Source organism: Acidobacteriota bacterium, from assembly GCA_040752915.1.
Classification (GTDB): domain Bacteria; phylum Acidobacteriota; class UBA4820; order UBA4820; family DSQY01; genus JBFLVU01.
The window spans coordinates 1-17,293 of record JBFMHB010000042.1 but is presented as its reverse complement, the minus strand read 5'-3'; the positions used below and the strand labels follow the sequence as shown (position 1 = coordinate 17,293).

The window sequence follows — 17,293 nt, the reverse complement described above, 5'->3', positions numbered from 1 at the left end:
GTTATTTCTTTCCGAAAAGGGAGAATCCCGCGCCGGGCTTGCCTCCCCGGGCCTTTTCCAGCAGGAGCAGGAGCTTCTCGTCGTCCCGGTTCGTCTCCAGGGCGGTTTCCAGGAGCCTCTGGGCCCGGAGGTTCTGGCCGTTTTCGAGAAGGAACTGGGCATAGGCGGTCACGTACGCGACCGCGAAGGGATCCCTCTCTATGGCGGCCTCCACCTGAACGCTCCCCTGGGCCCTCCACCGCGGGTTCTTGAGCCGGACCATCCCCGCGTTGAAGAGGGCCTCGGCGTTTTCCGCATCGATCCGGAGCGCGTGATCGAAGCACGCCAAGGCTCCGGACGGATCTCCCTGGCGGTACCGGACTTTCCCTGCCTGTACCAGTTCGCGAACCTGCTCGGCGGCGGGTTTCATGACCGCCTTGGTTTCCGACTCGCGGATGCTCTCGTCGTATTTGGCCCTCAAGTGGGGCCGGCAGAGGGTGTTGAAGGCCTCCGTGACCTCTTTGAGGAAGGCCTCGGCCTCCCGCTTCTTTTCCGGCTCCACGAACCGGTCCGGATGCCTCTCCCTCACGACCTCCCGGAACACCCGAACGATCTCGGCCTGGCTGGCCTGGGGCGCGACGCCGAGAACCTCGTAAAATGTTCTCCCCGAGTTCATGGTCTAAGGGTATCCCAGGCCGGGGCGGCTTTCAAGGGTCCGGCCGGTCACTTCTTGAATGAGGGTCCTTTCTGGGCGTGGCGCAGGTCGTACATTTTTTTTGCCTCCCTCCTCAGGACCTCGGTCACGTTTCTGTCCTTGGTCAGGAGCCTGAGGTCCTGGTCCGCCAGCCTCGCAACGTACTTCAGGGTCAGCCCGGGGGGGACCTTCGGATTCGTCATGAAGGCCTTCATGATGGAGTACCGCTTCATCCACTCCATGTTCCTCTCGATCTTCCGGAAGAGGTCCTCGGAGAGGATCCGCATCCTCACGATGGACTCGATCTCGACCTCCGTCAGTTTCGGGGAGTCGAGGACGGCCTCCTGAACCACCTTGTTGCTGTCCCGGATCAACAGCCCCCGGGCCTCCTTGTTCCCTTTGAGGGCCAGCTCGATCTTGGCGGGGACGGACATGACCAGGATCTGCTGATACAAGTTGCGGAACTTCTCCGTCGTGAGGGGCTCGTCCTGGAAGGCGTATTCCGGGATGTCCGCGACGCCAAGGGTTTCTGCCTTGGATTCCAGGATTTCCGGGATCTCGGGGGGGGGAACCTCGGCCTCGGGAGGGCCTTCGACGGGCGCGGGAGCCTGGGCCTCCTTCTTCCGCGCAAAATCGCCCCCCGCCATCCCGACCTTCAGCCCGAACCGGAGTTCCAGGAGCGACGGGATTTCGGGGTGGTCCCGGAAGAACTGTTCGGCCATGTCGAAGATCCGGCGAACCTGGGTGGGGTTCAGACCCGGATTGGCCAGCATGGCGACCACGATGGTCGGGGCCTCCAGGAGGCGAATCTGGTTGTCCAGGACTCGGTCGAGGGCCTCCCCCGTCCCTTGCTGAGCCAGCCATTCGAGCGACTCGGTGGGGACCCCCCTGTTCCGAAGGGCCGCATCGAGAACCTTGGCGTTCCGGCCCAGGACCCGCACCGCGAAGTCCAGGACCGGCGCGCTGAAGGGATGGTCCGGCAGGAGATCGAGCCATTCCGCTTCGGCCACTCCCGCCAGGCTCTCCTTGCACGCCAGACGGACCTCTCCGTCCTCATCCGCCCTCAACTGGACCCACAGTTCGATGAGTTCCTCCCGGGGGATCGGGAGGGCGCCTCGGGCCGCGGCCAGTTTGACGTTGGCCGGGACATCCCCCGCCAGGATGCGCTCGACGACCGGGTGCGTCATGGGGGGTCCTGCGCGATCGGGAGCCGGAGGTCCTTCAGGACCTGGCCCGGACGGCCCTGGAGGGGCACCGCTCGTCCCCGGTACGTGATCTGCAGGCCCGCGGCGTTCCCGATATCGGCCCGGAAGTCGGAACCCTTGAAGACCAACCGCTCTCCCGGAGCCATCTCGCGCCTCAGCAGGCGCCGTCCGTCACCCCTCAGGTCGACCCAGCACGGCTCGGTACAGACCAGGATCAGGTCGCCCTCGATGGGCGGTTCCGGGGCGGGCGCGCGGACTGCCGGCTGCGGCGAGGGAGGCTCGTCGCGGGTATCCGACTCCACCATTGGGACCATCCCGCCCGGGGCCGGTCCGGGCGCGGTCTCGCCGCCCTCGGTCCCTCCCGCCTCCGGCGACGCCGGGGACGCCGAAGGAAGCGCCTCGGACGACGGGGCCTCCTGAGGGGGCTCCGGCGAAGGTTCGGTGGCCGCGGCGGCCGAATCCGCGGTCGGGGCCGTCAGGGGTGCCTCCGAGGGCGCGGGCCCAACCCCTTCGAAAGGCCACCAGCCCATCAACCACGATGCCGCCAGAGCGCCGGCCAAGAGAACCGCGAACCCGCCGGTGGCCGCCGCCCAGGGAGCCCCTTTCCCTCCGCGGCGGGCGCGCCGCGAGACGGGCGGAGGCTCCGGCGCGGGCCGCAGGATCTTCCGATACCGGGCCACGAGGGGATCGGCCGGGATCCCGAGCTTCTCCGCGTAGGCCCGGAGAAACCCCACCGCGAAGACCTCCGGCGGAAGCTCCTCGAACCGTCCTGCCTCGAAGGCCTCGATCACCTGCCGTCGGATTTTCGTGTCCCTTGTGATCTCGTCGAGGCCCACGCCGCGCTCCTTGCGAAGCCGGACGAGCTCCTGTCCGAATGCCTGGCACTCCTCCCGAATCATGGCTCCTTCCCCATTCGAGTCCGAATCATGCGCCGCACGGCGAGTGGCACCTTGGCGTCCGTGAGCAGGTTTCTCAGGTCCACGAGGTTGAGCGCCGTGATGAACGGTAGGACGGCGGAGAGCGGGGCGCTCGGGTTCCTCAGAAGGGCGAGGCGCACCTCCTTCCGGCAGGACCACTTGGGATCCCGAGCCACGGTCTCGAGCACGGGCTGCGGGGTCCGGGGCTGGTTCACGAGGAAGAGAACGTCTTCCTCGACCAATCGGCCGTTCTCCAGAAGTCCCTTCACGACCCGGGGATCCTTCTCTGTCCTGAGGCTCTTGAGGGCCTGACCCGCGGCCAGCCTCGCGAGGGTGACCTTCTCCCCCAGGGCGAGGGAGGGGAGCCGTTGAAGGAGGACGGCCTCGGCCTGGTGGCGAACCTCCGAAGCGATCCGGAAATTCTGAAGCGTGAGGTTCAGGTCCCTCCAGGACAGGAATTTCACGAGGTTCATGGCCTCGCCGGGAGGAGTGGACGGGTGGTTCACGAGCCCGAATTGGACCCTCGACGACCGGGCCCACTGGCTCCGCGCGATCCTCTGGAGCGTTCCCTCAGGGGCATCCCCACGGGTCAGGAGCTTCAGGATGTGTCGCTCGCTGGCCGAGGGATGGTCCAGCACCGCCTCCAGTTCGGGCGGCGGAAGCGAACCGATGCGCCCGAACAGTTCGTCCTCTCCGAGAGTCCGATCGAGCATGGGCGCCTCCAGTCTCCCTGATAGTACTACCGAGACGGCCCAAGACGGGACCGGCGAATCCCTCCTCGGGACCGAATCGGGGCAAGATGGCTCACCAGAGCCGCGCCTCCAGGTCCCGCCGGGGCCCAGGCGGAAGGAGGGACGCCCTGGCGGCCAGCCTCTGGGACCGCGCCGCATCCTGGAGGGTCCATCCGGCGCGGGCCGCCGCCCAGGCCAGCTCGCGGTTGAGGGTCGTCGCGAAGAGGGCAGGGTCATCCGTGTTCAGGGATAGCCGCGCGCCCGACCTCCAGAGGTCCGGGAGGGGATGGCGCCGGCCCCTGGGAACGGCCCCCGTGCGCCGGTTGCTGGTCGGACACACTTCCAGATGGACGCCGGATCGAACGACGGTTTCCAGGGAGGCCGGGTCCTCGGCGGCACCGATCCCGTGCCCGACCCTCGGGGGTTCGAAGACCTCCAGGGCGGACACAACCTCATCCGCCCCACCCACCTCCCCCGCATGGGGCAGGACGGGCAGGCGGGCCGCCCGGCATGCCGCGGCGAGGTCCCTGAACAGGCCGGCCGGGGCGGCCTTCTCGTCCCCCCCCAGGCCGAGGGCGCGGATCCCATCGCGCCGGTGCTCCAGGGCAAGGTCCAGGTCCCGGGCCAGAAGCGAGCGGTCCCACTGGCGAACCGCGTCCAGGACGAAGAGCACCGAGAGGGGCGCTCGACCCGCCTCCTCTAGGAGGCCCTTCAGGCAGGCGTGCGGATCAAGCCCGTGCCGTTCCCACACCGACGGGGACACCCGAATCTCCGCGTGCAGGACGTTCTGGCGCCGAAGCCTCGCCGCCGTCCGCCTGAAGAGCCACACGAGGTCTTCGGGTCCGCGGAGGAGGTCCAGGAGGGCCCCGAAATGGCGGAGAAACTCGGCGAAGGACGCGTGCCGGTAGAGGGGGGCGATTTCACCGGCCGCCTTGGCCCTTGGGCACCGCCGCGCCAGAAAGACCGCCTCCGAAGGCGTGAGGCACCCCTCGAGATGCAGGTGGAGCTCGACCTTCGGAAGCCGTGCGAGGGAGCGGGTCAATAGTGTTCGGCGCTCTGTTTGAAGTCGTAGTGAAGGACCATCTTGTGAACCTTGAGGTCCACGGGGACGTCGAAGGTCGCCTGAATCGTCACGTAGGCCCCTTCCTTCTGGACCACGATCTGCTTCTTGTCCACAGGAAGGTTGAGCTCCTTGGCCTTGGCCAGGAGGTCCTTCTGGATCTCCTCCGGCGTCCTCGTCCAGGACTCGGTGCGGGCATACGTCTCGATGTAGTCCTTGAACTCGTAGGCATTGACCCGGGGCGGAACGACCTTGACGAGCACGTAGATCGCCGCCGCGAGCAGGAGGATCATGATGAACAGTCCGACCTTGCCCTCGCCTCGTTCCGTGTGTGTCATGACCACCTCCTCACCCCGCCCCGAGGGTAATCTCGGGGTTCCGTTCGTGTCAATCCTCCAGATTCGCAAGGAGGGCCTCGGTCTCCCGGACCTTCCGCTCGTAATCCTCCAGGATGGCCCGGTTCTTCGCGACCACCTCAGGGGGGGCTTTTTCCACGAAGGCCGGGTTTCCGAGCTTGGCGGCGAATTTGTCCCGCTCCGCGGCGGCCTTCTTGAGTTCGGCCCTCAACCTCTCCGCCTCCCCCGCCGTGTCCTTCTGGGCGGCGGGGCGTTCCAGATAGAACCGGTACCTCAGAGCCACTCCCGGGAGCCAACCGTCGCCTTCGGGGGGGACATCGCTCACATGCACCGCTCCCAGCCGGGCGAGGGCGGCCACCTCCCCTCGGGCGGACCCATCGAGCCACCGGGCCGCGGAGGCATCGAGGGGCACGGCGTGCAGGGCCAGCGCCTGACCCGGTGGAAGCCCTTGTTCGGTCCGGAGCGTCCGGATCTGCGTGACGAGGTCCCTCAGGGCTTCGACGGCCTCCCCCTCCGAGGACACCCGCCCGCTCGGCCGCAGGTAGTCCGCCGAGACGAGAGGGGACGTTCGTCCTGGCATCTTTTCCCAGAGGGCTTCCGTGAGGAAGGGCATGAAGGGATGGAGGAGGCGGAGGACCCCGTCCAGGACCTGGAACAGGACGTACCGGGTGGCCTCCCGCCGGGCCGGGGGAGCCGAGGGGGACAGGCCCACCTTGGACACTTCCACGTACCAGTCGCAGTAGCGGTGCCAAACGAAGTGGTACAGGGCGTCGGCCGCCTCGTAGAAGCGGAATTCGGAAAGGGAGGCGTCCACCTGGGCCGCGGTTCGGTCCAGTTCCTCCAGGATCCAGCGGTCCCATAGGGACAGGTCCGCACCCGCCGGCTCGGCCGGAACGGCGTCACCGGTCTGCATCAGGACGTATCGGCCCGCGTTCCAGAGCTTGTTGGCGAAGGCCCGGTAGCCCTCCATGCGCTTCGGATCCAGCGCCACGTCGGTGCCCGGAACGCAGAGGATCGCGAGAGTGAAGCGCACGGCATCGGCGCCGTAGGCGTCGATGAGTTCCAGGGGGTCGATGACGTTGCCCAGGGTCTTGCTCATCTTCCTTCCGCGGGCGTCCCGCACGAGCCCGTGGAGGAAGACGTCGCGGAAGGGAGCCCGCCCCGTGAACTTGAGCCCGGCCATGATCATTCGGGCCACCCAGAAGAACAGGATGTCGTAGCCCGTCTCCATGACCGTCGTGGGGTAATACCGCTCCAGATCTCGCGTTCGGTCGGGCCAGCCGAGGGTGGAGAAGGGCCAGAGCTGGCTCGAGAACCAGGTGTCGAGAACATCGGGGTCCTGCCGCACCGCCCCACCGCAGTAGGGGCAGGCCTGGAGGTCTTCCATGGAAACGAGCCGGCGTTCCGGATCGTCCACCCCGGCGGACTTGCCGCAGGATCCGCACGAGAAGGCCGGAATCCGGTGTCCCCACCAGAGCTGTCGGGAGATGCACCAGTCGTGGATCTCGCTCATCCAGTTCAGGTAGACCTTTTTCCAGTGGTCCGGAATGATCCGGATCTCACCGTCCTCCACGGCCTTCCTCGCCGGTCCGGCCAGGGGCTCGATCTTCAGGAACCACTGGGTGGAAACGGCGGGCTCCACGACCGTGTCGCAACGCTGGCAGTGGCCGACGGCGTGGGCGTGGACGTCCACCTTGACCACGAGCCCCTCGGCCTCCAAACGGGCCAGGACGGCCTTTCGGGCCGCATACCGATCCAGCCCGGCGAACGCCTCTCCCGCTTCCCGCGTCATCCTTCCGTCGAGCCCGATCACCGCCACCCGTGCGAGTCCGTGCCGCCGTCCCGCCTCGAAGTCGTTGGGGTCGTGAGAGGGCGTGATCTTCACGGCGCCGGTCCCGAAGGCCCGATCCACCATGGCATCGGCCACGACGGGAATGCGCCGCCCCACCAGGGGAAGGACCACGGAGCGCCCCACGAGGCCCGCGTAGCGGGGGTCCTCCGGGTGGACCGCCACGCCCGTATCTCCCAGCATGGTCTCGGGCCGGGTCGTCGCCACCACGACGCCCTCCCCGCCATCGGAGGCGGGGTAGCGGATGTACCACAGCTTGCCCCGGGTATCGGCGTGTTCCACCTCAAGATCCGAGAGGGCCGTGCCGCACTTCGGGCACCAGTTCACCATGTATTCGCCGCGGTAGATGAGGCCCTCGGCGTAGAGGTCCACGAAGGCCTTCCGGACCGCTCGGGAAAGGTCCGCATCGAGCGTGAACCGCGTCCGGCTCCAGTCGCAGGAAGCCCCCAGGCGCCGAAGCTGGAGCAGGATGGTATCCCCCTTCTCCCTCCGCCACTCCCAGACCTTCTCCACGAAGGCCTCCCGCCCGAGCTCCAGGCGGTTCATGCCCTTTTTCTCGATTTCCTTGCTGACCACCATCTGGGTGGCGATGCCCGCATGGTCGGTCCCCGGGAGCCAGAGGGCGTCAAAGCCCTGCATGCGCTTCCACCGGACGAGGATGTCCTGGAGGGTAACGAACATGGCGTGGCCCGTGTGCAGGGCGCCGGTCACGTTGGGAGGGGGGATGACGATGACGTAGGGCGGTTTGCCGGAATCCGGGTTTGCCTTGAAGCGGCCCTCCCGCTCCCACTGGGCGTAGATCCGCTCCTCGCATTCCTTGGGATCGAACTGCTTCGGAATTTCCATCACGTCCTCGATGCCGTCAGGGCTGCCGCCGCGCCGCTTTTCACAGAAAGAAGGCCCCGCGGGGCCCTCGCCGTATATCCAATTCGGTCCGATCCGGGCGCCCGAAGGCGCGTCCCGCGGCGGCGGCCGTCAAGGCCCTGGGCCGCTCCCTCCCGACTGGGTCCACGGGAAACGAACGCCTATCCCGCCTCCGCCTCCAGTTCCTGGATGCGCCGTCGGATCAGGGACTCGGCCATCTCGGGAATCACCTCCCAGGCGACTTCACGCAGGACCGGGTCCGCCTGAGCCCGGATCTCCCTGGCGGCGATCTCCGGGATCATTTGCGCCAGAGCCTCGCGGACCAGGCCGGGCAGGTTCTCGGCGAGGGCCGCCCGGATCGCCTCCGGCACCGCCGCGTCCACCGCCTCTTTCACCGCTCCAGGCGCCATCGAGCTCACGGCCTGGGCCACGGAACCCGCCACGAGCGGTCCGGCGGCATCCCGCAGGATGGACGGGGCCAGCTCCGCCGCCGCCGTCCGCGCCGCCTCGGGGACGGCCTCCGCCACGAGCCGGCCGGCGGCCTGGGGGACACTGGCCTCGACCTCACGCCGGACTTCCTCGCGGGCGGCAGGCCCCACCGCACGGACCACCTCGCCGGGAAGGACCTCGGCCAGCAGGGCGCGGCCAGCCTCCTGAACGGCTCCCGGGACCAGGCGCGAGATGGCCTCTCCGACAGCTTCCGCCGCCGCGGCGGCCACCAGGGCTCGGACGATGGCGGGAGCCTCCCGCTCCAGCGCCTCGCGCACCAGGCCTGGAACCACGTCTTCCGCCGCCGCGCGAAGCGAATCGGCGAGGTCCGGCCCGGCCGCAGAGGTCTCCTCCGCCTCCCGGATCACCGGGTAGGTGCCCGCGGCGGCCAGCAATTCGGTCCCTTCCGCCTCTTCCGAGAGGGCGGTGGAGGCTTCCATCGGGACCGCGGGCGCCTCCCCGGCGACGGGGGCTCCCTCGGGCTCGAAGGCTTCCTCCGGAGACGGATAGGCGTCCGTGACGGGCTCGGGCGGGATGGCCATGGCGACGGTCGCCGAACTCTCCACCGCGTCGGGGGTCTCGAGTGAGAGGCGCTGCGCCTCTTCCAGGAAGTCCGGATGGTGGTCCAGGAGTTTGTGCGCCTCCGACACCATCTCCTGCTGGTCGGTCAGCGCGTGAACCACCTCGACGGAGGCCACCTCCGGAGCCGTCCCTTCGGGCGCCGCCGGAAGCTGGGACGTCTCCAGTTCGCCGACGAAGGGTTCCTCAAAGGCCGATGCGGCCCGCTCGGGCATGCCCCAGTCCTCCGCGCCGGCCTCCGGCTCGGGAAGCCGGGTCACGGGCTCCTCGATGGTCGTGTCGTCGGGCAGGGCCTCCACCTCGGGCGCCCCGAGATCGGCGCCCGGGAGGACCACTTCTTCGGACCTCGGCGGGGCGGGCGGCGGCAGGACATCCTCGAAGGCCGATTCGGAGAGGGCGTCGGCCTCGGTGATGGGCCCGAGGTCCACTCCATCGAAGGGGCCGGGAGGAGGGGCCTCCGGCGCGGAGGGAGCCGGCGGTGCGCCCGGGGCGCTCTGGCCAGGGGTCTCGTTCTCCAGCGGCTCAAAGAAGCCGGCGGACACCGGCACGGGGCCCGAAGCGTCGGAGGATGTGGCCGTATCTTCGAGGGCCGACGGCGACGGCTCGGCGGGAAGGAGGTACTCGGGCTCCGCGGTCACAAACGGAGAGGGCTCAGCCGGCGCCGGCTGGGGCATGGGGCCCGTGTCATGCGGTGGGGGCGCTTCGAGGGTGAACTCCTGGCGGCTGTGGAACACCTGGGCGGATTCGCCCGCTCCGGTCGACTCGAAGACCATCCTGCGCTGGATCAGCTCCTCCACTTTCTCCACGAGCATCTTGGAATCGAAGGGCTTGGTGATGGTCATGTCGGCGCCGGAGGCTTTCGCCTTTTCCTCGTCGAAAGGCTCGAAGGTCCCCGTCAGAAGGATGACCGGGATCCCCGAGTAGGCGGGGTTGCCCTTGACGAAGGCGGCCACGTCGTACCCGTTCATCTCGGGCATGATGACGTCGCACAGGAGGATGTCGGGGCGGTCCTGCTGGATCTTCTGGACGGCCAGTTTCCCGTTGGACACGCTCGTCACCTGGTAATCGCCGTCCACGAAAGTGAGTTCCACCACCTTCTGGATCGTGACACTGTCGTCCGCGAGCAGGATTTTCTTTGGCATCCCGGTCCCCTTTATCCGATCCTTGGAATTCTACCGAAGGCCGCAGGCACTGTAAAGCGCCTCGACGTCCAGGGGGTCGGCCCCGGCTCCGCCCTCGGCGGGCGAAATCCCTTCCCATCGCCTCGGCTCCCTCCCCGGTAGGGCCAGGGGGCGGCCGTGGAGCCTCATCAGAAGCAGAACCTCCGGAGATTCCTCCGCAGCGCCGAGGGTCTCCGCCGGATTCAGGACGGGGACCGCCTCCCCCCGGCGGGGCAGGAGACCCGCCAGCCAGGACTGGCCGTGGGGGAGCTCCAGAGGCGCCTTCCAGGGGACGATGGCCTCCACCGCGGCCAGCGGCACGGAAAGCCGCCGGGACCCCACCGAGATGAGGAGCGCGCCGTTCACGAGAGGGCCTCCAGGGCCCCGACATCCACGACGAACGCGTGCCCCTCCCCCGAGTGAAGGACCGCCCGGGCCCAGCCCGGCCTCGTCCGGAGGCAGGCTTCGGGGATCGGCAGGTACTCCCAATCCGTGGAGGCCGGTCGGGTCACGTCGTCGGCGAGCCACGCCCTTCCGTCGGCGAGGAGGAGCAGCACGCCCGGGTCGGGTTCGTCGGATCCCCAGCCCAAAACGCGGGCGAGGTGCAGCGCCGAAGGCCGGTGCGGCCCCCAATCCGAGTCCCCCCGGTGAAGAATCCGCACGACCTCGGGAAACGGAATGGCCAGGGTTCCGCGGCCCGCTACAGCCACGAAAATCCACGTGTCCGCCACGCGGTGCCTCCTTGCCGTAACATACGGGCCGGAGCCAAACCCGTCAAGCGATTGCGCCCCCGTTTCCCCCTTTGTCGCAGGCCTGCCTGCGGGAGCCCCCGGTTCGCGTTTCCACCCTCCGGTCCGTCCCTCCACCGCCCCGTCCGCCTTTCCTGGGGGAATTCCCCCATTTTGGGCCCGCTTCGAACCCGCGCGGCGGCCCTGCCTTGGAGGAAAGGCGAGAGGCGCCTATAATGAGCGCCTTCGTGGTTCCCGTCGCTGCGCTCCCAACGGAGAATCGGACGCGGAGGGCACCCGGCACCGGGTAAGGGTCGGCAGCGCGCGGAGAGCGGACAATCAGGGGCGCCCCCCAACTCAATGGAGTTCACGAATGGCCAGACGCAATGTGACGATCGACGGCAATGAAGCCGCCGCCTACGTCGCGCACAAGACCAACGAGGTGTGCGCCATCTATCCCATCACACCCTCCTCCAACATGGGGGAATGGGCCGATCAGTGGTCTTCCGAGGGCAAGAAGAACATCTGGGGGACGGTCCCCACCGTCGTGGAACTCCAGAGCGAGGGCGGGGCCTCCGGGTCCGTCCACGGGGCCCTGCAAACGGGAGCGCTGACCACGACCTTCACCGCCTCCCAAGGCTTGCTCCTCATGATCCCCAACATGTTCAAGATCGCGGGGGAGCTCACCTCCACGGTCTTTCACGTGTCCGCGCGCACGGTGGCCACGCACGCCCTGTCCATCTTCGGGGACCACAGCGACGTCATGGCGGTCCGCGCCACGGGTTGGGGCCTGCTCTCCTCCGCCTCCGTCCAGGAAGTCATGGACCTCGCGCTCATCGCCCAGGCCGCCACCCTCAAGGGGCGAATCCCGGTCCTCCACTTCTTCGACGGATTCCGGACCTCCCACGAGGTCCAGAAGATCGAGCAACTCTCCGACGACGATATGCGGGCCCTCATCAGCGACGATCTGGTTCGGGCCCACCGCGCCCGAGCCCTCACGCCCGACCGCCCCGTCCTGCGGGGCACCGCCCAGAACCCCGACGTGTTTTTCCAGGCCCGTGAGGCGTGCAACCGGTACTACCAGGAGTTTCCCTCGATCGTCCAGGCCTGCATGGACCAGTTCGCCTCCGTGACGGGGCGCTCCTACCACCTCTTCGACTACGAGGGGGCGCCCGACGCCGAGCGCGTCATCGTCCTCATGGGCTCCGCCTCGGAGACGGTGCAGGAGACCGTGGAGTATCTGCGCAGACAGGGAGAAAAGGTGGGCGTCCTGAAGGTCCGCCTCTACCGGCCCTTTGACGGGGCCGCCTTCATCAAGGCCCTGCCCTGGTCCGTGAAGACCCTGGCCGTGCTGGACCGCACCAAGGAGCCGGGCGCCGCGGGCGAGCCGCTGTACCAGGACATCATGACCGTCCTGGCCGAGGCCCAAGCCTCCGGATCCCTCCCCTTCCGCTTCCCCCGCGTGATCTGCGGCCGCTATGGGCTCTCCTCCAAGGAATTCACGCCCGCCATGGTGAAGGCCGTCTTCGACGAGGCCGCCAAGGAGAAGCCGAAGAGCCACTTCACCGTGGGCATCGAAGACGATGTCACGGGCCTCAGCCTGAAGTACGACCCGTCCTTCATCATCGAGGGCGACGACGTCATCCGCTGCCTCTTCTACGGCCTCGGCTCCGACGGAACCGTCGGCGCCAACAAGAACTCCATCAAAATCATCGGGGAAGAGACGGCCAACTACGCCCAGGGCTATTTCGTCTACGATTCCAAGAAATCCGGATCCATCACGGTTTCGCACCTCCGCTTCGGACCCCGTCCCATCCGCTCCATCTACCTCGTAAACTCCGCCAACTTCCTGGCCTGCCACGCCTTCGTCTTCCTCGAGAAGTACGACATGCTCAAGGACCTGGTGCCCGGCGGCGTCTTTCTCCTCAACAGCCCGTACGGACCCGACGAGGTCTGGGACAAGCTCCCCCGCAGCGTCCAGGAGCAGATCATCGCCAAGAAGGCCCGTTTCTACGTCATCGACGGCTACAAGGTGGCCAAGGAGACGGGAATGGGCGGGCGCGTCAACACGATCATGCAGACCTGCTTCTTCGCCATCTCCGGCGTCCTCCCAAAGGACGAGGCCATCGCCGCCATCAAGAAGTCCATCGAGAAGACGTACGGAAAGAAGGGCGAAGACGTGGTTCGCAAGAACTTCGAGGCGGTGGACCAGACCCTGGCCAACCTCTTCGAAGTGGCCATTCCCGAGAAGGCCACCAGCCAGTTCGACCGCCCCGCGGTGGTTTCCGATGCCGCCCCCGAATACGTGAAGACCACACTGGCCAAGATCCTCGCCAACCGGGGGGACGAGGTCCGGGTGTCCGAGATGCCTTGCGACGGAACCTTCCCCACCGCGACCGCCCAGTGGGAGAAGCGAAACATCGCCCTCGAAATCCCCGTGTGGGACGAGAAGATCTGCATCCAGTGCGGAAAATGCGCCCTCGTCTGCCCCCACGCGTCCATCCGGATCAAGGCCTACGACCCGGCGCTTCTCAAGGGGGCCCCGCCCACCTTCAAGTCCATGGACTACAAGGGCCAGGAGTTCAAGGGCATGAAGTACACGGTCCAGGTGGCCCCGGAGGACTGCACGGGGTGCGGGCTCTGCGTGGCGGCCTGCCCCGCCAAGGACAAGAGCAACGCCCGGCACAAGGCCCTCGACATGGCCGACCAGATTCCGCTCCGCCTGCCCGAGCGCGACAACTTCCAGTTCTTCCTCTCCCTTCCCGAGGTGGACCGGGCCGCCGTGAAGATCGACACCGTGAAGGGATCCCAGTTCCTCCAGCCGCTCTTCGAGTTCTCGGGCGCCTGCGCCGGCTGCGGGGAGACCCCCTACGTGAAGCTGTTGACCCAGCTCTTCGGCGACCGCGCCATCATCGCCAACGCCACGGGCTGCTCCTCCATTTACGGCGCCAACCTGCCCACCACGCCCTACGCCGTGAACCGCGACGGGCGCGGTCCGGCCTGGTCCAACTCCCTCTTTGAGGACAACGCGGAGTTCGGCTACGGCTTCCGCCTCACCCTGGACAAGCACAGCGAGTACGCCCGCGAGATCCTCGGGCGGATGCGGCCGGAGCTGGGCGACGCTCTCGTGGACGGCCTCCTCAACGCGCGACAGACCGATGAGGCGGGGATCGCCGACCAGCGGCGCCGGGTGGCCGAGCTCAAGGAAAAGCTGGCCTCCTCGTCCCACCCCGAGGCCCCGAACCTCCTCTCCGTCGCCGACGCCCTCGTCAAGAAGAGCGTCTGGGTCGTGGGAGGCGACGGTTGGGCTTACGACATCGGGTACGGCGGGCTGGACCACGTCCTGGCCTCCGGCCGCAACGTGAACGTCCTCGTCCTCGACACGGAGGTCTACTCCAACACCGGCGGCCAATGCTCCAAGGCCACGCCCATGGCCGCCGTGGCCAAATTCGCCGCGGCCGGAAAACCCCTGCCGAAAAAGGACCTGGGCCTGATCGCCATGTCCTACGGGAACATCTATGTGGCCCGGGTGGCCATGGGGGCCAGCGACGCCCAGACGGTCAAGGCCTTCCTGGAAGCCGAGGCCTACGACGGCCCCTCCCTCATCATCGCGTACAGCCACTGCATCGCCCACGGCTTCGACCTCATGGAGGGCATGGCCCACCAGAAGGAGGCGGTGGAGTGCGGCGCATGGCCGCTCTTCCGCTACAACCCGGACCTGGCCGCCGAAGGCAAGAACCCCCTCAAGCTCGATTCGAAGGCGCCCAAGCTCTCCTTCGCGGACTACGCCCTGAAGGAGACCCGGTTTAGAATGCTCACGAAGAGCCACCCGGAGAGCGCCAAGCGGCTCCTGGAAATCGGCGACGCCGAAATCAAGCAGCGCTGGCGCGTGTACGAGCAGATGGCCTCCATGGCTTTCGCGGCCGGGGCGGTCCCCGCGGCGGAGCCGAAGGAATCCTGAGCGCGGAGGCGGCGCCGCGGGGCGCCGCCCAGCAGAACGAGAAGGGGTACGTCATGGACCTTTCGACCACCTACATTGGATTGAACCTGAAGAACCCGCTCGTGGCCTCCGCGAGCCCCCTCACGTCGGACCTCGACACGCTCAAACACATGGAGGAGAAGGGCCTGGCCGCCGTGGTCCTCGAGTCCCTCTTCGAAGAACAGATCCGGCAGGAGAGCGAGGGGCTGGACCATTTCCTCACGTACGGGTCCGAGAGTTTCGCCGAGGCCACCTCCTATTTCCCTCCGAGCACCGATTTCATCCACGGCCCGGAGGAGTACCTGGAACACATCCGCAAGGCCAAGGCCTCCCTGTCCATCCCCGTCATCGCCAGCCTGAACGGCGTTTCCGTGGGCGGCTGGATGGGGTACGCGAAGAAGATCCAGGAGGCGGGGGCGGACGCCCTGGAGCTGAACGTCTACTACATTCCCACGGACCCGAACCTCCCGGGCGTGGATGTGGAACGCATGTACCTGGAGGACGTGCGAGCCGTCAAATCCGCCGTGACCATCCCTGTGGCCGTCAAGCTGAACCCCTATTTCAGCAACATGGCCCACATGGCCAAGCAGCTCGACGAGGCCGGCGCCGACGCGCTCGTCCTCTTCAACCGTTTTTACCAGCCCGACATCGACCTCGACGAACTCGAGGTCAAGCCCAACCTGGTTCTCTCGACGCCCCAGGAGATGCGGCTGCCCCTCCGGTGGATCGCCATCCTCCACGGCCGGATCCGGGCGGATCTGGCGGCCACGAGCGGCATCCACCGGACCGAGGACGTGGTCAAGATGCTCATGGCGGGCGCCAACGTGACCATGATGGCCTCGGCCCTCCTGCTCCACGGAGTGGACCGGGCGGCGGAAGTCCTGAAGGGCCTCCGGGGTTGGATGGAGGAAAAGGAGTACGTCTCCGTCCGTCAGATGATCGGCAGCCTGAGCCAGAAGTGCTGCCCCGAGCCCACGGCCTTCGAACGCGCCAACTACATGAAGACGCTTCAGAGCTACCGGTAGGTCCATGCCCTCCCGCCGTCCCGATGGCCGGGCCGGCGGGCGGCGGTGGAACCCGGGGGGACATTCTCGACCAACAAGGGAGAGTACGGCGCGCATCCCCCGGGGCGTCCGGCTCTAGCGAACACCAGACGATGCAAGGGGTCTAGGGCATGAGCGATCCGATGTCATTCAGGCTGGGCGAAGCGGAAAAGAAGGACCTCCTGGAGCGATTCCTCCGGTACGTTCGGATCGACACCCGGTCCAGCGAGACCAGCGAAACCTACCCCTCCACGCCCGGCCAGTGGGACCTTCTCCGCCTCCTCCAGAGGGAACTGCTGGACCTGGGGCTCCAGGACGTGGAACTGGACGCCAACGGGTACCTGTTCGGGACCTTCCCAGGGAACCTGCCCGAAGGCCGGACGGCCCCCGTGGTCGGTTTCCTGGCCCACGTGGACACCTACCCCGCCACCCCGGGCGACGGGGTGGTTCCCCAGATTCTCCCCGACTACGACGGGGGGGACATCGTCCTGAAGGGCGACCCGTCCCGGACCATCCTGGCCTCCAAGAACCCTCTCCTGCAGCGGTGCGTGGGCGACACGATCATCACCTCCGACGGGACCACGCTCCTCGGCGCGGACGACAAGGCCGGTATCGCGGAGATTCTGACGGGCATCGACTGCCTCAGGCGCCACCCGGAGATCCTCCATGGGCCGATCCGCGTGGGGTTCACCCCCGACGAGGAAACCGGAAACGGGACCAAGTACTTCGACGTGAAGCGCTTCGGCGCGGAGGCGGCTTACACCTTCGACGGCTCGATCCTGGGCGAGGTGGAGGTGGAGACCTTTTGCGCCGACTCCGCCACGGTCACGGTCACGGGCATCGACGTCCATCCCGGCATGGCCAAGAACCGGATGGTCAACGCCCTGAGAGCCGCCTCCTGGCTCATCGACCGCCTGCCCCCGGACCACCTGCCCGAGACCACGGAATTGAGGGAATCGTATCTGCACCCCTACGTGATCGGAGGGGAGGTGGGCCGGCTCGAGATCAAGTTGCTCGTCCGGGGCTTCGAAGTTCGAGACCTGGAGGAGCGGGAGGAGGATCTTCGGCGGCTGGCCCGCGAGACGGAAGAGGCCTTTCCCGGATGCCGGGTGGAGGTGAACGTCCAGGAATCCTACCGGAACATGAAGGTGGTCCTGGACCGGTTCCCCGAGGTCGTCGGGCTGGCCGAGGAGGCCGTCCGGCGGGCCGGACTCCAGCCGAAACTGGGCTTTATCCGGGGCGGAACGGACGGCGCCCGGCTCTGTTTCATGGGCCTGCCGACGCCCAACATCTTCGCGGGTGGAGTCAACTTCCACGGCTACCAGGAGTGGGTGAGCCTGGAGTGGATGGCCAAGGCCACAGAGACCTTCGTACACCTGGCCCGCCTCTGGGGGGAGAAGGAACCGAAATAGGCCCGACGGGCGGGGGGCCGGAGTCGGCGAGGGACGTCGCCCGCGCGTCTCCCTGCACCTTAACCGCCTGATCCTGCTCTCTATTTTCCGGTTTCGCTTGTCTGCGGCTCCCCCCTCAAGGGGGTCTTGCGCCGGGAGAAAACTGACCCTACACTGGCCCGGCCTCCCAGGAGGGGGCTCCATGATCGCTCGGGGCAGGATCACTCTTTCGGGCCGAGCCATCTCCTACGTCGTGCGCCGCAACCGCC

13 protein-coding genes are annotated in these 17,293 nt (G+C 67.5%); 3 read left to right on the top strand and 10 right to left on the bottom strand.

All coding sequences use genetic code 11. From position 1 onward, the window contains the following. Position 1: 1 nt before the first annotated feature. The 10 genes from AB1824_08975 to AB1824_08930 all read right to left on the bottom strand — a co-directional run bounded on the left by AB1824_08975 (position 2) and on the right by AB1824_08930 (position 10,614). A complete protein-coding gene (locus AB1824_08975; protein ID MEW5765095.1) occupies positions 2 to 655 on the bottom strand; it encodes a DnaJ domain-containing protein in 654 nt (217 codons plus the stop codon). Positions 656 to 702: 47 nt separating this feature from the next. Next, a complete protein-coding gene (locus AB1824_08970; GenBank protein ID MEW5765094.1) occupies positions 703 to 1,860 on the bottom strand; it encodes a hypothetical protein in 1,158 nt (385 codons plus the stop codon). Then, positions 1,857 to 2,777, bottom strand: coding sequence for a RodZ domain-containing protein (locus AB1824_08965; GenBank protein MEW5765093.1), 921 nt, complete (start codon positions 2,775 to 2,777; stop codon positions 1,857 to 1,859). The genes AB1824_08970 and AB1824_08965 overlap by 4 nt, the downstream gene beginning before the upstream one ends. Beyond that, the gene (locus AB1824_08960; protein ID MEW5765092.1) at positions 2,774 to 3,508 is read right to left on the bottom strand and encodes a hypothetical protein; all 735 of its coding nucleotides are present in this window, start codon (positions 3,506 to 3,508) and stop codon (positions 2,774 to 2,776) included. Before AB1824_08960 ends, AB1824_08965 begins: the two co-directional genes overlap by 4 nt. A 91-nt stretch (positions 3,509 to 3,599) precedes the next feature. Beyond that, the gene (locus AB1824_08955; GenBank protein MEW5765091.1) at positions 3,600 to 4,568 is read right to left on the bottom strand and encodes a hypothetical protein; all 969 of its coding nucleotides are present in this window, start codon (positions 4,566 to 4,568) and stop codon (positions 3,600 to 3,602) included. Next, positions 4,565 to 4,924: a hypothetical protein gene (locus tag AB1824_08950; protein MEW5765090.1), complete on the bottom strand. Its 360-nt coding sequence runs from the start codon at positions 4,922 to 4,924 to the stop codon at positions 4,565 to 4,567. Before AB1824_08950 ends, AB1824_08955 begins: the two co-directional genes overlap by 4 nt. A 49-nt stretch (positions 4,925 to 4,973) precedes the next feature. Continuing rightward, entirely contained in the window at positions 4,974 to 7,637 is a 2,664-nt protein-coding gene (locus AB1824_08945; protein ID MEW5765089.1) for a valine--tRNA ligase, read from the bottom strand. Between the two features lie 179 nt (positions 7,638 to 7,816). Next, positions 7,817 to 9,865 (bottom strand): response regulator, encoded by a 2,049-nt coding sequence (locus tag AB1824_08940; protein ID MEW5765088.1) that lies wholly within the window; start codon positions 9,863 to 9,865, stop codon positions 7,817 to 7,819. A gap of 30 nt (positions 9,866 to 9,895) precedes the next feature. Next, complete coding sequence (locus tag AB1824_08935; GenBank protein ID MEW5765087.1) at positions 9,896 to 10,249, bottom strand: chemotaxis protein CheW; 354 nt, start codon at positions 10,247 to 10,249, stop codon at positions 9,896 to 9,898. Beyond that, on the bottom strand, positions 10,246 to 10,614 hold the full coding sequence (locus AB1824_08930) for a hypothetical protein (protein MEW5765086.1): 369 nt from the start codon (positions 10,612 to 10,614) through the stop codon (positions 10,246 to 10,248). The genes AB1824_08935 and AB1824_08930 overlap by 4 nt, the downstream gene beginning before the upstream one ends. Positions 10,615 to 10,984: 370 nt before the next feature. On the opposite strand from AB1824_08930, the gene nifJ reads away from it, so the two are divergent. From nifJ to pepT, 3 genes are all read left to right on the top strand, one after another. After that, on the top strand, positions 10,985 to 14,572 hold the full coding sequence (nifJ, locus tag AB1824_08925) for a pyruvate:ferredoxin (flavodoxin) oxidoreductase (protein ID MEW5765085.1): 3,588 nt from the start codon (positions 10,985 to 10,987) through the stop codon (positions 14,570 to 14,572). A gap of 53 nt (positions 14,573 to 14,625) precedes the next feature. Continuing rightward, a complete protein-coding gene (locus tag AB1824_08920) occupies positions 14,626 to 15,615 on the top strand; it encodes a dihydroorotate dehydrogenase-like protein (protein MEW5765084.1) in 990 nt (329 codons plus the stop codon). 149 nt (positions 15,616 to 15,764) lie between these two features. Continuing rightward, positions 15,765 to 17,045, top strand: coding sequence for a peptidase T (pepT, locus tag AB1824_08915; GenBank protein MEW5765083.1), 1,281 nt, complete (start codon positions 15,765 to 15,767; stop codon positions 17,043 to 17,045). Positions 17,046 to 17,293: the final 248 nt, after the last annotated feature.

Coding starts and splice junctions, on each gene's coding strand:
- AB1824_08975 (MEW5765095.1), bottom strand. CDS start 655: ATGAACTCGGGGAGAACATTTTACGAGGTTCTCGGCGTCGCGCCCCAG.
- AB1824_08970 (MEW5765094.1), bottom strand. CDS start 1,860: ATGACGCACCCGGTCGTCGAGCGCATCCTGGCGGGGGATGTCCCGGCC.
- AB1824_08965 (MEW5765093.1), bottom strand. CDS start 2,777: ATGATTCGGGAGGAGTGCCAGGCATTCGGACAGGAGCTCGTCCGGCTT.
- AB1824_08960 (MEW5765092.1), bottom strand. CDS start 3,508: ATGCTCGATCGGACTCTCGGAGAGGACGAACTGTTCGGGCGCATCGGT.
- AB1824_08950 (MEW5765090.1), bottom strand. CDS start 4,924: ATGACACACACGGAACGAGGCGAGGGCAAGGTCGGACTGTTCATCATG.
- AB1824_08945 (MEW5765089.1), bottom strand. CDS start 7,637: ATGGAAATTCCGAAGCAGTTCGATCCCAAGGAATGCGAGGAGCGGATC.
- AB1824_08940 (MEW5765088.1), bottom strand. CDS start 9,865: ATGCCAAAGAAAATCCTGCTCGCGGACGACAGTGTCACGATCCAGAAG.
- nifJ (MEW5765085.1), top strand. CDS start 10,985: ATGGCCAGACGCAATGTGACGATCGACGGCAATGAAGCCGCCGCCTAC.
- AB1824_08920 (MEW5765084.1), top strand. CDS start 14,626: ATGGACCTTTCGACCACCTACATTGGATTGAACCTGAAGAACCCGCTC.
- pepT (MEW5765083.1), top strand. CDS start 15,765: ATGAGCGATCCGATGTCATTCAGGCTGGGCGAAGCGGAAAAGAAGGAC.